At 64.2% G+C, this 13,726-nt stretch carries 12 protein-coding genes; 7 read left to right on the top strand and 5 right to left on the bottom strand.

From position 1 onward, the window contains the following. Positions 1-4 precede the first annotated feature (4 nt). The 5 genes from B3361_RS04830 to B3361_RS04850 are packed head-to-tail and all read left to right on the top strand — an operon-like array spanning position 5 to position 6,505. Entirely contained in the window at positions 5-3,472 is a 3,468-nt protein-coding gene (locus B3361_RS04830; protein WP_054905068.1) for a response regulator, read from the top strand. Continuing rightward, positions 3,469-4,290, top strand: coding sequence for a CheR family methyltransferase (locus B3361_RS04835; RefSeq protein ID WP_054905069.1), 822 nt, complete (start codon positions 3,469-3,471; stop codon positions 4,288-4,290). Before B3361_RS04830 ends, B3361_RS04835 begins: the two co-directional genes overlap by 4 nt. Continuing rightward, positions 4,287-4,862, top strand: coding sequence for a chemotaxis protein CheB (locus B3361_RS04840; protein ID WP_154211005.1), 576 nt, complete (start codon positions 4,287-4,289; stop codon positions 4,860-4,862). The genes B3361_RS04835 and B3361_RS04840 overlap by 4 nt, the downstream gene beginning before the upstream one ends. Beyond that, complete coding sequence (locus tag B3361_RS04845; protein ID WP_054905071.1) at positions 4,856-6,082, top strand: hybrid sensor histidine kinase/response regulator; 1,227 nt, start codon at positions 4,856-4,858, stop codon at positions 6,080-6,082. The genes B3361_RS04840 and B3361_RS04845 overlap by 7 nt, the downstream gene beginning before the upstream one ends. A gap of 45 nt (positions 6,083-6,127) precedes the next feature. Beyond that, positions 6,128-6,505 carry a response regulator gene (locus B3361_RS04850; protein ID WP_009686481.1) on the top strand — a complete coding sequence of 126 codons (378 nt, stop codon included), beginning with the start codon at positions 6,128-6,130 and terminating at the stop codon, positions 6,503-6,505. Between the two features lie 48 nt (positions 6,506-6,553). Here the strand turns inward: B3361_RS04850 and B3361_RS04855 are convergent, their stop codons facing one another. The 3 genes from B3361_RS04855 to B3361_RS04865 are packed head-to-tail and all read right to left on the bottom strand — an operon-like array spanning position 6,554 to position 9,193. After that, complete coding sequence (locus B3361_RS04855; RefSeq protein WP_054905072.1) at positions 6,554-7,135, bottom strand: TetR/AcrR family transcriptional regulator; 582 nt, start codon at positions 7,133-7,135, stop codon at positions 6,554-6,556. A 12-nt stretch (positions 7,136-7,147) separates the two neighbouring features. Further along, positions 7,148-7,996, bottom strand: coding sequence for a 3-hydroxybutyryl-CoA dehydrogenase (locus B3361_RS04860; protein ID WP_054905073.1), 849 nt, complete (start codon positions 7,994-7,996; stop codon positions 7,148-7,150). A 12-nt stretch (positions 7,997-8,008) separates the two neighbouring features. Continuing rightward, complete coding sequence (locus tag B3361_RS04865; RefSeq protein ID WP_029887040.1) at positions 8,009-9,193, bottom strand: acetyl-CoA C-acyltransferase family protein; 1,185 nt, start codon at positions 9,191-9,193, stop codon at positions 8,009-8,011. Between the two features lie 170 nt (positions 9,194-9,363). On the opposite strand from B3361_RS04865, the gene B3361_RS04870 reads away from it, so the two are divergent. Next, positions 9,364-10,374: an AraC family transcriptional regulator gene (locus tag B3361_RS04870; RefSeq protein WP_054905074.1), complete on the top strand. Its 1,011-nt coding sequence runs from the start codon at positions 9,364-9,366 to the stop codon at positions 10,372-10,374. 45 nt (positions 10,375-10,419) lie between these two features. On the opposite strand, the gene B3361_RS04875 is transcribed toward B3361_RS04870, so the two are convergent. Continuing rightward, positions 10,420-10,860 (bottom strand): carboxymuconolactone decarboxylase family protein, encoded by a 441-nt coding sequence (locus B3361_RS04875; protein WP_029887041.1) that lies wholly within the window; start codon positions 10,858-10,860, stop codon positions 10,420-10,422. Between the two features lie 200 nt (positions 10,861-11,060). On the opposite strand from B3361_RS04875, the gene B3361_RS04880 reads away from it, so the two are divergent. Beyond that, positions 11,061-12,254 carry a CynX/NimT family MFS transporter gene (locus tag B3361_RS04880; protein WP_054905081.1) on the top strand — a complete coding sequence of 398 codons (1,194 nt, stop codon included), beginning with the start codon at positions 11,061-11,063 and terminating at the stop codon, positions 12,252-12,254. Here the strand turns inward: B3361_RS04880 and B3361_RS04885 are convergent. Then, positions 12,247-13,680: a PLP-dependent aminotransferase family protein gene (locus B3361_RS04885; RefSeq protein WP_054905075.1), complete on the bottom strand. Its 1,434-nt coding sequence runs from the start codon at positions 13,678-13,680 to the stop codon at positions 12,247-12,249. The genes B3361_RS04880 and B3361_RS04885 overlap by 8 nt on opposite strands. Positions 13,681-13,726 lie beyond the last annotated feature (46 nt).

The raw sequence follows: 13,726 nt of genomic DNA on the forward strand, positions 1-13,726 counted from the left end.
TCTCATGATTCAAGCAGCCTCGATGGACCAGCGCAGCTTCCGCAAGCTGTTGAGCCGCAACATCGGCCTTCCTTTGGGGGTGGGCCTGCTGGGTGCCGTGGCGTTCGTCGCGGTGATCAACTACCTGCTTTCGGCCATGCAATGGGTCGAGCACACCGACCGGGTCATTGGCAATGCCAACGAAGCGGTGAAGCTGTCGATCGACATGGAAACCGGCATGCGCGGCTTCCTGCTGACGGGTGACGAGCGCTTCCTCGACCCCTATGAGGTGGCCAAGCCGCGCATTCTCAGCAGCTTGCAGGGCCTGAAAGGCATGGTCGAGGACAACCCGCAGCAAGTTGACCGTATCGACCGGCTGATCGCCTTGCAGCAAGCCTGGAATGACTTCGGCAGCGGCATGATCACCCTGCGCCGCAATGACGGCCCCTACCGGGAGCTGATAGGTAACGGCCGCGGCAAGCGCCTGACAGACGAGATTCGCAAGGAATTCGCCGACCTCATTGCCACCGAGCAGCAATTGCGCATGGCACGCAACGAGAAGGTCAGCACCGTCACCGTAACTTCCATTTCGGCGTTCGTGCTGCTGATCGTTGGCCTCAGCGCCTTGCTGGCGTACCTGGGGCGCCGCGATCTGTTGGCGTTGTCCAGCAGTTACGACGACAACCTCAAGGCCCAGCAACGTTCTGCCGAGCGCCTGGAGCACCAGGCCTGGCTGCGCAACGGCCAGACCCAGCTGGCTCAACAAGTGCTTGGGCAGCTGACCCTGAACATGCTCGGGGACAACATTCTGCGGTTCTTTGCCTCTTACCTGGGCAGTGTGGTCGGGGCGTTGTACGTGCGCGACGAGCATGGCCGCCTGGTACGCGTTGCCTGCTATGGTCTGGATGCCGAAGAGCAGGCGCGCGAGCAGGTGCTGGGTGATGGTGAGGGCCTGCTGGCCCAGGCCGTGCGTGAAGGGCGGCTGCTGCGCCTGGACGACCTGCCGCAAGACTACTTCCAGCTCAGCTCCGGCCTGGGCAAGGGCTTGCCGCGCAGTGCACTGCTGATGCCGGCCAGCGACGGCGGGCAGATCAACGGCGTGCTCGAACTGGGCTTCCTGCGGCCGCTGCAGGCGCGTGACGACGAACTGTTGCAGCGCGTGGAAGGTAACCTGGGTATGTCCATCGAAAGCGCCCGTTATCGCCAGCGCTTGCAGGAAGTCCTGGCCGAAACCCAGCAATTGAACGAAGAATTGCAGGTGCAGCAGGAAGAGCTGAAAACCGCCAACGAAGAGCTGGAGGAACAGTCCCGCGTGCTCAAGGAGTCCCAGGCCCACCTGGAAACCCAGCAAGCGGAACTGGAGCAGACCAACGAGCAGTTGTCCGACCGTACCGAAGCGCTGGACCGCAAGAACGAGGAGTTGACCCAGGCCCAGGAAGAGCTGCAGGCGCGCGCCGATGAGCTGCTGCGTTCGAGCAAGTACAAGTCCGAGTTCCTCGCCAACATGTCCCACGAATTGCGCACGCCGCTGAACAGTTCGCTGATTCTGGCCAAGCTGCTGGCCGAGAACGTTGAAGGCAACCTCAGCGGTGAGCAGGTCAAGTTCGCCGAGTCGATCTACTCGGCCGGCAACGACCTGCTCAACCTGATCAACGATATCCTCGACATCGCCAAGGTCGAGGCCGGCAAGCTTGAAGTGCGACCTGAAACCACCCACCTGGACCGCCTGGTCGAAGGCCTGCGCGACATGTTCGAGCCGTTGGCCGGGCAAAAGGGGCTGGCCTTCGAGGTCACCGCCCAGGCTCAGGTGCCCGCCACCCTGTTCACCGACCGCCAGCGACTGGAGCAGATCCTCAAGAACCTGCTGTCCAACGCCATCAAGTTCACCGAGCGCGGCCAGGTCAGCCTGAACATCGGCTACCAGCCAGACAGCGGCATCGTGTTTTCCGTGCGCGATAGCGGCATCGGCATTGCTGCCGACCAGCAGCAGGCAATCTTCGGTGCGTTCCACCAGGTCGATGGCACCAGCAACCGCCGGTATGGCGGGACTGGGCTGGGGCTGTCGATTTCCCGCGACCTTGCCCATTTGCTTGGCGGGCAGATCAGTGTCGAGAGCAGCCCCGGGCAGGGCAGTGTATTCAGCCTGGTATTACCCGAACGCTACGAGAACCTGGAGCAGGAGGTCGAGCCCCTTAGCCTGCGCCCGGCTGTCGATACCCTGCCGCCAGTACCGCAACTCGCCACTGCCCAGGCGCCGAAGCTGCCGCAACTGGCCTTCACCGACGACCGTGACCGGGCGCCTTTCAGTAACCGCTGCATCCTGGTGATCGAAGACGAGCCGAACTTCGCCCGCATTCTCTTCGACCTGGCTCACGAGCTGGGTTACAGCTGCCTGGTGGCGCATGCGGCCGACGAAGGTTTCGAGCTGGCCGCCCGGTTCATACCCGATGCGATCCTGCTGGACATGCGCCTGCCTGACCATTCCGGCCTGACCGTGCTGCAACGCCTGAAAGAACAGGCCAATACCCGGCACATTCCGGTGCATATCATTTCCGTCGAGGACCGTGTCGAGGCCGCCATGCACATGGGGGCAGTGGGCTACGCCGTCAAACCCACCAGCCGCGAAGAGCTCAAGGAAGTTTTCGCGCGCCTGGAGGCCAAGCTGACGCAGAAGCTCAAGCACATTCTGCTGGTGGAAGATGACGACCTGCAGCGCGAAAGCATTGCCCGCCTGATCGGTGACGACGACGTCGAGATCACCGCCGTAGGCATGGCGCAGGAGGCCTTGGCCCTGCTGCGGGAAAACATCTACGACTGCATGATCATCGACCTCAAGCTGCCAGACATGCTCGGCAACGAACTGCTCAAGCGCATGACTGCCGAAGATATCCGCGCCTTCCCGCCGGTGATCGTGTATACCGGCCGCAACCTGACCCGCGAAGAAGAAACCGACCTGCTCAAGTACTCGCGCTCGATCATCATCAAGGGCGCCCGCTCACCCGAGCGGCTGCTCGACGAAGTGACGCTGTTCCTGCACAAGGTCGAGTCGCAGTTGTCCAACGAACGCCAGCGTATGCTGAAAACGGCGCGCAGCCGCGACAAGGTGTTCGAGGGGCGCAAGGTGCTGCTGGTAGATGACGATGTGCGTAATATCTTCGCCCTGACCAGTGCACTGGAGCACAAGGGCGCGATCGTCGAGATCGGCCGTAACGGCCGCGAGGCGATCGAGCGCCTGGAGCAGCATGACGACATCGACCTGGTACTGATGGATGTGATGATGCCGGAGATGGACGGCTTCGAAGCCACCCGGCTGATCCGCCAGCAACCGCGCTGGCGCAAGCTGCCGATCATTGCGGTGACTGCCAAGGCCATGAAAGATGACCAGCACCGTTGCCTGCAGGCCGGTGCCAACGATTACCTGGCCAAACCGATCGACCTGGACCGCCTGTTCTCGCTGATCCGCGTATGGCTGCCGCAACTGGAGCGAATTTGACTAGCGAACGTAACACCGACATCGAGATCCGCTTGCTGATCGAGGCCATCTACCTCAAGTACAGCTATGATTTCCGCAATTATTCCGGCGCTTCGATCAAGCGTCGGATCCTGCATGCGCTGCGCCAGTTCGGTTGCCAGACGGTATCGGCCTTGCAAGAGCGCGTGCTGCACGACCCTGGCATGTTCATGCAGTTGCTGCAGTACCTGACGATACCGGTCAGCGAGATGTTCCGTGACCCGGGCCACTTCCTGGCGCTGCGCAACGAGGTGGTGCCGCTGCTGCGCACCTGGCCATCGATCAAGGTGTGGATCGCTGGCTGCAGCACGGGCGAGGAGGTGTATTCGATGGCCATCCTGCTGCGCGAAGAAGGCCTGCTCGAGCGCACCATCATCTACGCCACCGACATCAACCCGCACTCGCTGGATAAAGCCAAGCAGGGCATCTACTCGATGCAGAACATGCTCGACTACGCCGAGAACTACCGCATCGCCGGTGGCCGCCGGGATTTCGCCGAGTACTACACGGCAGCCTATGGCAACGCGATCATGGACAGCACCCTGCGTGAAAACGTGACCTTCGCCGACCATAGCCTGGCCACCGACAGCGTGTTCTCCGAGACGCAGTTGGTGTCTTGCCGCAATGTGCTGATCTACTTCAACAAGGAGCTGCAGGACCGCGCCCTGGGCCTGTTCCATGAATCGCTGTGCCATCGCGGTTTTCTGGTGCTGGGCAGCAAGGAGTCGGTCGACTTTTCCGCTTACAGCGACGGTTTCGAGCCGCTGGTCAAGCCTGAACGGATCTATCGAAAATCATGAAGGGCGTACAAGCGGTGGTGATCGGCGCCTCGGCCGGCGGGGTGTCCGCGCTGTTCACCGTGCTGGGCGGGTTGCCGTCGGGGTTCGCCATTCCGGTAGTCTGTGTGTTGCACCTGCCTGATCACCGCCACAGCCAACTGGCCGAGGTGCTGCAACGCCGCCTGCTTCGTCCCGTGTGTGAGGCACGTGACAAGCAACCGCTGCGCCCTGGCCAGGTCTACGTGGCCGGGCCGGGCTATCATTTATCGGTAGAACGCGACTTCACCCTGTCGTTGAGCCAGGAACCACCGGTGCATTTTTCCCGGCCGGCCATCGACTACCTGTTCATTTCCGCGGCCGATGCCTACGGTGCCGGCCTGCTTGGCGTGCTGCTCACCGGTGCCAATGAAGACGGTGCCCAGGGGTTGGCTTACATCAAGAACAGCGGCGGCCGGACCATCGTCCAGGACCCTCGCGACGCACAGGTGGCGCTGATGCCCGAGGCCGCCCTGGCCCTCCATCAGCCCGACCATATTCTTACCTTGAGTGGGATCGAGCAGTTGCTCGCCGCCCTGGAACCCAGCGCATGCTAAGCAACACTATCGCCAAACTGCTGATCGTCGACGACCTGCCAGAGAACCTGTTGGCCCTCGATGCCCTGATACAGGGCGAGGACCGTGAGGTGCACCAGGCCCAGTCTGCCGAAGCCGCCTTGTCGCTGTTGCTCGAACACGAGTTCGCGCTGGCCATTCTCGATGTGCAGATGCCGGGCATGAACGGCTTCGAACTGGCCGAACTGATGCGCGGTACGGAAAAAACCCGCCACATCCCTATCGTTTTCGTCACCGCAGCCGGGCGTGAAATGAACTACGCCTTCAAGGGCTACGAAAGTGGCGCCGTGGACTTCCTGCACAAACCGCTGGATACCGCTGCGGTGAAGAGCAAGGTGTCGGTGTTCGTCGACCTTTACCGCCAGCGCAAGGTGCTTGACCGCCAGTTGCAGGCGCTGGAGCGCAGCCGCCAGGAGCAGGAAGTGCTGCTGGGCCAGCTGCAGGCGGCGCGCGGTGAGCTGGAGCATGCGGTGCGCATGCGCGACGATTTCATGTCGATCGTGTCCCACGAGGTGCGTACCCCGCTCAACGGGCTGATCCTGGAAACCCAACTGCGCAAGCTGCACCTGGCGCGGGGCAACCTGGCGGCGTTCAGCGCCGACAAGCTGCAGGCCATGGTCGAGCGCGACGAGCGCCAGATCAACAGCCTGATCCGCCTGATCGAAGACATGCTCGATGTTTCGCGCATTCGTACCGGCAAGCTGTCGCTGCGGCCCAAAGCGTTCGACCTGAGCGAGCTGGTGCAGCGGTTGGTGGAGAATTTCACCGCCCAGGCCACGGCACTGGATACGTTCATCGAGTTGCAGCATTGCCAGCCACTGCAGGGGGAGTGGGACGAATTTCGGATTGAACAAGTACTGGCCAACCTGTTGTCCAATGCCTTGCGTTATGGTGAACGCAAACCGGTGCAGGTAAGGCTGTACGAGCAGGACGGCCTGGCGTGCGTGCAGGTGCAGGACCATGGCATTGGTATCGACATGGCTAACCAGCAACGTATCTTTCAGCAGTTCGAGCGCGTCGCAACCCAGCAAGCTACGGGTGGCCTGGGCTTGGGCCTGTATATTTCCGACCAGATCGTGCAAGCGCATGGCGGACGGATTGTGGTGCAAAGCGAGGTGGGCAAAGGTGCGACCTTCACCCTGCAACTGCCCCTGGCTGCAGTGGAACAACTAAACGACCAGGCGTGGGCAACCTCTGCATAAGCCTGGGGTCTGATGGCCAACTGGAAGAATTTTCAAGGCGTTAACATGAGTGAAGATGCACAAGACGTAGTGCTGGTGGTCGAGGACGAACCAGCGATACGCATGATTCTGCGGGACTACCTGGCGGGCGAGGGCTACCACGTGCTGGTCGCCGAGGACGGTGAACAGGCGTTCGCCATCCTGGCCAGCAAGCCGCACCTGGACCTGATGGTGACCGACTTCCGCCTGCCGGGCGGGATCTCCGGGGTGGAAATCGCCGAGCCGGCGGTGAAGTTGCGGCCCGACCTGAAAGTGATCTTCATCAGCGGCTACCCCGCCGAGATCCTCGAGTCCGGAAGCCCGATCACCCGCAAGGCACCGATCCTGGCCAAGCCGTTCGACCTGGACACCTTGCACGAGCAGATTCAGGCTCTGCTGCGCTGATACCCGTCAAGGCCCTGTCACCAGCGCGCGCTGACGGGCCGGTGCTGATCAACGCAAGGTCCGTTCCAGCCCACCCAGCAACATGCTCTCCATCAACACCAGCGCTTGCGCTTCAGGCAATGCCTGCAGCGCGCCGGGCAACTGGTTCAGCAGCGTTGCAATCACCTGGGCGGTGGCCACCAAGGCTGGCCCCTGCAGCTTCGCCTGCGGCGCGATCAGCCGCAACAGCCCGGCCTCATAACGCCCGCGCAACTGCGTCAGGCGTGCCTGCTGGGCTTCGCTCAGGCAACAGAAATCACGCTCAGCCAAACGAAACTGCAGCGGCCGTTCGGCATGCAACTGCCAATGCGCCGCGATCAGGCAATTCAAGGCTGAAGCGCCGCGCGCCATGGCCCGCCGCCCCTGGTCCAGCAGGGCCTGCAACTCCTCGTACAGTTCCTCGATCAAGTCGAACAGCAGGTCCTGCTTGCTGGGGAAGTGGTGGTACAGCGAGCCGGCCGTCAGCCCGACATGCGCGGCCAATTCGCGCATGCTGACCTGGCCAAAGCCTTTCTCGGCAAACAGCGCCATGGCCTGTTCACGTCGCTCTTCGAAATTGGCACAACGCATCGCGGCATTGATCGGGGGCATGGCGCCTGGGCCTCAGTAGGTGAAGAAGCCGCGGCCGCTCTTGCGCCCCAGCCAGCCGGCCGCCACCATCTCCTTGAGCAGCGGGGCAGGGCGGTACTTGCTGTCGTTGAAGCCCTCATGGAAGGCCTCCATGATCGCCAGCAAGGTGTCCAGGCCGATCAGGTCGGCCAGCGCCAGTGGGCCGATCGGCTGGTTGCAACCAAGGCGCATGCCGGTGTCGATGTCCTCGGCGCTGGCCAGGCCTTCCTGGCGTACGAATATCGCTTCGTTGATCATCGGCACCAGGATGCGATTGACCACGAAGCCTGGCCGGTTGCCAGCAGTGATCGGGGTCTTGCCCAGCTTCTCTGTCACCAGCAGTGCCTGGGCGTAGGTACTGTCGCTGGTCTGCAGGCCACGAATGATCTCGACCAGCGCCATCATCGGCACCGGGTTGAAGAAGTGCACGCCAATGAAGCGCTCGGGGTGCTCGATGCTGGCGGCCAACTGGGTCACCGACAGCGACGAGGTATTGGTCGCGATCAGGCAATCGGCGGCGACGTTGCTTGCCACCTGCTGCAGGATGCGTTGCTTGAGCTGCAGGTTCTCGGTGGCCGCTTCGATCACCATCTGCATCGTGGCCAGCTGGCCGTAGTCGGTGCTGGTGCGGATCCGGGTTTTGGCTGCCGCTGCCTGCTCGGCGGCGAGGGTCCCTTTGCTGACCTGGCGTTCGAGGTTCTTGCCCAGCGTTGCCACCCCGCGCTCCAGGGCAGCGTCGGCCACGTCCACCAGCAGCACCTGGTAGCCTGCCACCGCGCACACTTGGGCGATGCCGTTGCCCATGGTGCCGGCGCCGATCACGGCGATCTGTTCAATGTTCATCTTCCAGTTTCCTCAAACCCGCTCGAAGACCACGGCAATGCCTTGACCGCCACCGATGCACATGGTGGCCAGGGCGTAGCGCCCCTGAATGCGCTGCAATTCGTGGATGGCCTTGGTGGCGATGATCGCGCCGGTGGCACCCACCGGGTGGCCCAGGGAAATGCCCGAACCGTTGGGGTTGACCTTTTCCGGGTCGAAGCCCAGTTCGCGGGCCACCGCGCAAGCCTGGGCGGCGAAGGCTTCGTTGGACTCGATCACATCCAGGTCCTGCACCTTCAGGCCGGTCTTCTCCAGCACCTTGCGGGTGGCGGGGATCGGCCCCAGGCCCATCAACTCGGGTTCCACCCCGGCATGTGCGTAGCCCACCAGCCGGGCCAGTGGCTTGAGGCCCAGGCGCCGCACCGCGTCACCGCTGGCCAGCACCAGGCCAGCGGCGCCGTCGTTGATGCCACTGGCGTTACCGGCAGTCACGGTGCCGTCTTTCTTGAACACCGGCTTCATGCCGGCCAGTTGCTCGGCGGTGACCTCACCGCGCACATGTTCATCGACACTGAACTGCACGCTGCCTTTGCGGGTTTTGAGTTCCAACGGCACGATCTGGCTGGTGAAGCGGCCCTCGGCAATGGCGCGAGCGGCCCGGCGCTGGCTGGTCAGGGCCAGTTCGTCCTGCATTTCGCGGGTAATGCCCTGGCTGGCCGAGACGTTCTCGGCGGTGATGCCCATGTGGAAGTGCTGGAAGGGGTCGTGCAGTACCCCGACGGTGTAGTCGATGCCTTGCAGGTCACCCATGCGCGCGCCCCAGCGTGCCTGTGGCAGCAGGTAAGGGCCGCGGCTCATGGACTCGGCGCCAGCGGCAATGGCCACGTCGGTGTCGCCCAGCAGCAGCCCTTGGGCCGCCGAAACAATGGCCTGCAGGCCCGAGCCACACAGGCGGTTGACATTGAACGCCGGCGTTTCCTTGGGGATGCCGGCGTTCATGGCCGCAACCCGCGCCAGGTAGGCATCACGAGGTTCGGTAGGGATCACCGTGCCCATTACCACATGGCCGATCTGTTCGGCGGCCAGCCCCGAGCGCTCGATGGCGGCGCGGGTGATGGCGCTGGCCAGGTCAGCCAGCGGCAGGTCCTTGAGGGAGCCGCCAAAGCCACCGATGGCTGAACGGACGGCACTGACGACGTAGATTTCTGCGCTGCTCATAGAGGCTCCGATTGCATAGGCATGGCGGGACTGGGCCAGGCTCTGCGAGAATGGCCGGCGAGGTCCCGAAGTGGGTCCGAGTCTAGGCAAAGGCTCTGTCGCAGCCTATGCCGGAACTGTTCAAACAACCTGGCACTTTTTGCCACTCAGCATAGACAGCGAACACCGCCATGCGCGATAGCGATTCGGTCGCCGTGTACTTCCTCAACGCCATGCTGCATGCCCTGCGCGATTGCCCCGCCGAGCGTGACGCGCATTTGCGTGCGGTGGGCATCGACCCGCACCTGCTCGACCAGCCGCAGGCGCGGGTGCCGGCCCGGGCCTTCGCCGAGCTGTGGCTGGCAATGATCCGGCGCCTGGACGATGAGTTCTTCCGCCTCGACAGCCATGGCATGCCGTTGGGCAGTTTTGCCCTGATCTGTCGGGGCCTGATCCTGGAACCCAACCTGGAAAAGGCTCTACGCCAGTGCCTGGCAGGCTTTGGCCTGTTCCTGCACGATCTGCGCGGCAGCCTGACCGTGCGCGGTAGCCGGGCGCTGATCAGCGTGCAGTCGAGCATCGCCGACCCGTTGACCCGGGTATACGCCGAGGAAACCTACCTGGTGCTGATGGTCGGCCTGCTGTGCTGGCTGGGCGGGCGCAGGGTGGCGATTGACCGGACCGAACTGGCAGTGGCCCGCCCAGCCCAGGAGGATGACCTGCTGTTGTGGGGGCCGGACCTGCGCCTGGGCAGCGGGCGTACCGAGGTGGAGTTCGACAGTGCCTGCCTGCGCCAGCCGGTGGTCCAGGACGTGGCGGCGCTGAAAACCTTCCTGCGCAGCGCGCCGCAGGGGCTGGTCATTCGCTTTCGCAACCAGAACGGCCTGGTGGCCGAGGTGTACCGGCATTTACGGGCGCGTGGCTATGGGCAGTGGCCCACGTTGGCGTCGCTGGCACAGCAGCAGGGTATCAGTGCCAGCACCTTCCGCCGGCAGTTGGAGCGCGAGGGGCGCTCCTACCAGCAGATCAAGGACGAGGTACGCCGGGCGATGGCTTTCGAGCGCTTGCGCGAAGGCGTGCTGAGCATTGCCGAGATCGCCGAGCAGGCCGGCTTTCAGGAGCCCAGCGCGTTCCACCGGGCGTTCAAGAAATGGACCGGGCAGAGCCCCGGTAGCTACCGCGCGCGGTTGGCCGGGCGCTGATCTTGGCCAGTGCCGACCCTTGCGCGGGTGCCACCGCGCCAACACTCAGCCCGCCGGCACCATGGCGAAGCCCACCCCGAAGCGGTTCCAGGCATTGATGGTGGCGATGGCCAAGGTCAGGTTGACCACTTCGGCCGGCTCGAAGTGCTGCAGCAGGGCTTCGTATTCGCCCTGCGGCGCACCCCGTTCAGGCAGGCGGGTAAGGCTCTCGAGCCAGGCCAGTGCTGCCCGTTCACGCGGGGTGAAGTACGCGGTTTCCTGCCACACGCACAGTGTTTGCAGGCGTGCCTCGGTCTCACCGGCCTTGCGCGCATCGTTGGCATGCAGGTTGACGCAATAGGCGCAGCCGTTGATCTGCGAGGCGCGCAGGCGCACCAGTTCCAGCAGCGAGTTTTCCAGGCCGCACCTGGCCAGCGCCTGTTCCAGGCCGACCATGGCTTTGTAGGCTTCGGGCGCGTGCTTGGCCCATTCGATACGGTTGTGCATGGCTGTCTCCAATGCGGATGTGGGGGGTGATGGCGCTACTGTAGCGCCGTTGATTGGCCACCCCGATAGCCAATTGCACGCTTGCGCAGGAGGCCAATGTCCATTCAGCTGGCCACTGACAGGCATCCAATCTCTTCATTTCTGCGCAGCCAGCCAAGCCGGGATAATGGTCGATCTTGCACGAAGAGAAACGAATGACCATGAGACCTGCGCTGAACCTGTTGCTGGTGATTTTGTTGGCCCTGAACCTGCGGCCTATCCTGACCAGTATCGGCCCCTTGCTCGAGCCCATGCGCGCCACTACCGGGCTGGGCTACCAGCAGGCCGCCCTGCTGACCGCTTTGCCGGTGCTTTGCATGGGCCTGGTGCCGTTGCTGCAGCCGTGGCTGCGGCGCTGGCTCAGCGAGCACGGCGGTATGCTGGGCGGCCTGGCGGCGATTGCCATGGCTTGCCTGTGGCGCCTGCAACTGGACAGTGCCTGGGCACTGATCGCCAGTGCGGTGGTCGCTGGCCTGGGCGTAGCGGTGGTACAGGGCATGATGCCGGGGCTGGTGAACCGCTGGTTCCCCCGCCGCCTGGCGGCGGCCATGGGCCTGTATTCGGCGGCGCTGATGAGTGGCGGTGGCCTGGCGGCAGTGCTGGGCCCGCACATCAGTGCGCACTTCGGCCAATGGCAGGCAGGCCTGGGCCTGTGGGCGGTGCCGGCCGTGCTGGCGTTGCTGGCCTGGGCCGTGCTGCGGCCACGCCATGGCACAGCGAAGCTGGCAGGGGCATCCGGTGGGCACTGGTTCGGCACGCGCCGGGCCTGGTTGCTGGCCCTGTACTTCGGCTTGATCAATGGCGGTTACACCAGCATGGTGGCGTGGTTGCCGGCCTACCACACCGAGCACGGCGGCAGCGCCCAGGGTGGCGCCGACCTGGTGGGCCTGATGACCATTTTCCAGGTGGCCGGCGCGCTCGGCTTGCCGCTGTTGCTGCGGCGCTATGCTGACCGGCGCCCCGGTTTGTGGCTGGCGCTGGCAATCCAGCTGGTCGGCTTTCTCGGCCTGTTACTGGCCCCCACCGTGGCCCCGGGGCTGTGGGTGGCGCTGATCGGTTTCGGCCTGGGCGCTTGCTTCAGCCAGTGCCTTACGCTGACCCTGGAGCATTTGCAAACGCCAGCCGAGGCGGGCAGCCTGGCGGCATTTGTGCAGGGCATCGGCTTCATCATTACCGGGATCGTGCCCTACATCACCGGTTGGCTGCGGGATGTCAGTGGTGACTTCCAGGCGTCGTGGACGCTGTTGACGGTCACCGTGCTGGCCATGCTGTGGGTCACCGCGTTTTTCAACCCGCGCGGTTACTCGGCCGCCATCGCCCGCCCGGCAACCGGCAAGGCGGCAGCGGTCAGTTGAGGTGCTGCAGGGTGTCGCGCACGCGATCCAGTGCGGGGTCGATATCCAGCAGTTCAATGGCACCGAAACCCATCAGCAAGCCCTGCCGCGCAGGCGCTTCGCTGAAGAACGGCGCCAGTGGGTACAGCCCGACCTCGACCTTGCGCGCCAGGTTGGCCAGCAATTCCACGTCGACCCCTGGTCTGGCCAACGCGCTCAGATGAAAGCCGGCGCTGGCCGGAACCGCGCTGAACCAAGGGGCCAGGTCGCCCTGCAGGCGCGCCAGAATGCGTTCGCGGCGCGCGCTGTAGACCTCATGGCAACGGCGGATGTGCTTGTGCAGGTGGCCCTCGGCAAGAAAGCGCGCCAAGGCCCACTGCAGCAAGCTCGGGCTGTGCCAGTCACTGAGGTGCTTGGCCACGCAGGCAGCCTGCAGTACGGCAGGCGGCAGCACAGCGTAGCCCAGGCGCAGCTCAGGCAAAAGGGTCTTGGAAAACGTGCCCACGTAGGCCACCAGCCCCTGTCGGTCCAGGCGCTGCAAGGCATCCGCAGCGGGGCCCTGATAGCGAAATTCACAGTCGTAGTCGTCTTCGATGATCAGCGCCCCCAGCTGTGCAGCCCGCGCCAGCAGCGCGTGCCGACGCGCCTCGCTCATCGGCATGCCCAGCGGGAACTGGTGAGACGGCGTGACGTAGATCAGCCGGGTGCCGTCGGCGATGTGCTCGACGCACAGGCCTTGGTCGTCGACCGGTACCGACTGCAGCTGCGCGCCCAGGGCCAGGAACAGCTGCCGTGCCGGTGGGTAACCGGGGTCTTCCATGGCCACCTGGCAACCTGGCTCGACCAGCACGCGGGCGATCAGGTCCAGGGCCTGCTGGGCGCCGTTGCACACGAGCAGGTCGGCTGCGCTGCAGTGCACGCCACGGGTGTAGGCGATGTGGTGGGCGATGGCCTGGCGTAGTTCAGGCAAACCCTGGGCCGTAAAATGCCGTTCGGGGTGGCGCTGGCTGCGCCGCAGGGCGTAGTTCAGGCAACTGCGCCACTGGTCGAAGGGGAATTGGGCCTTGCTCGATACGCCGCCGATGAAATCGTAGCGTGACTGGGCCTGCGCCTGGCGTTGGCTGAGCACCGTGGCGCGCGCTTGCCAGCGCTCGAGCGATGCACTGGCGGCCAGGGTGATGGCGGCAGGTTCGCTGCTGCGCAGCGGCTGGCGCGGCGTGACGAATGTGCCACGGCCCACCACACCGCTGAGCAGGTTGTCATAGGTCAGGCGTGAGTAGGCTTCGGCTACCGTCTTGCGCGACACACCCAGTTGTTCGGCCAACAGACGGGTGGGTGGCAGCTGGGTGCCAGCTGCCAGGTGGCCACTGTCGATGCCAGCGCGCAATTGCTGGTAAAGCTGGTCGGTGAGGCCTTTGCGGCCATCCAGGCGAATGTGCAGTTCCATGGAACGGTCCGGAGCGGGGGTGCCCACAGGATAGCGGATTGGCTGC

The sequence above is a fragment of the Pseudomonas sp. UBA6699 genome (genome assembly GCF_002454615.1).
Lineage (GTDB): Bacteria > Pseudomonadota > Gammaproteobacteria > Pseudomonadales > Pseudomonadaceae > Aquipseudomonas > Aquipseudomonas juntendi.

What these genes read in the sequence shown, in the direction of transcription:
- B3361_RS04850 (WP_009686481.1), top strand. Translation starts at nt 6,128, where the DNA reads ATGAGTGAAGATGCACAAGACGTAGTGCTGGTGGTCGAGGACGAACCA.
- B3361_RS04830 (WP_054905068.1), top strand. Translation starts at nt 5, where the DNA reads ATGATTCAAGCAGCCTCGATGGACCAGCGCAGCTTCCGCAAGCTGTTG.
- B3361_RS04855 (WP_054905072.1), bottom strand. Translation starts at nt 7,135, where the DNA reads ATGCCCCCGATCAATGCCGCGATGCGTTGTGCCAATTTCGAAGAGCGA.
- B3361_RS04870 (WP_054905074.1), top strand. Translation starts at nt 9,364, where the DNA reads ATGCGCGATAGCGATTCGGTCGCCGTGTACTTCCTCAACGCCATGCTG.
- B3361_RS04865 (WP_029887040.1), bottom strand. Translation starts at nt 9,193, where the DNA reads ATGAGCAGCGCAGAAATCTACGTCGTCAGTGCCGTCCGTTCAGCCATC.
- B3361_RS04860 (WP_054905073.1), bottom strand. Translation starts at nt 7,996, where the DNA reads ATGAACATTGAACAGATCGCCGTGATCGGCGCCGGCACCATGGGCAAC.
- B3361_RS04845 (WP_054905071.1), top strand. Translation starts at nt 4,856, where the DNA reads ATGCTAAGCAACACTATCGCCAAACTGCTGATCGTCGACGACCTGCCA.
- B3361_RS04880 (WP_054905081.1), top strand. Translation starts at nt 11,061, where the DNA reads ATGAGACCTGCGCTGAACCTGTTGCTGGTGATTTTGTTGGCCCTGAAC.
- B3361_RS04875 (WP_029887041.1), bottom strand. Translation starts at nt 10,860, where the DNA reads ATGCACAACCGTATCGAATGGGCCAAGCACGCGCCCGAAGCCTACAAA.
- B3361_RS04840 (WP_154211005.1), top strand. Translation starts at nt 4,287, where the DNA reads ATGAAGGGCGTACAAGCGGTGGTGATCGGCGCCTCGGCCGGCGGGGTG.
- B3361_RS04885 (WP_054905075.1), bottom strand. Translation starts at nt 13,680, where the DNA reads ATGGAACTGCACATTCGCCTGGATGGCCGCAAAGGCCTCACCGACCAG.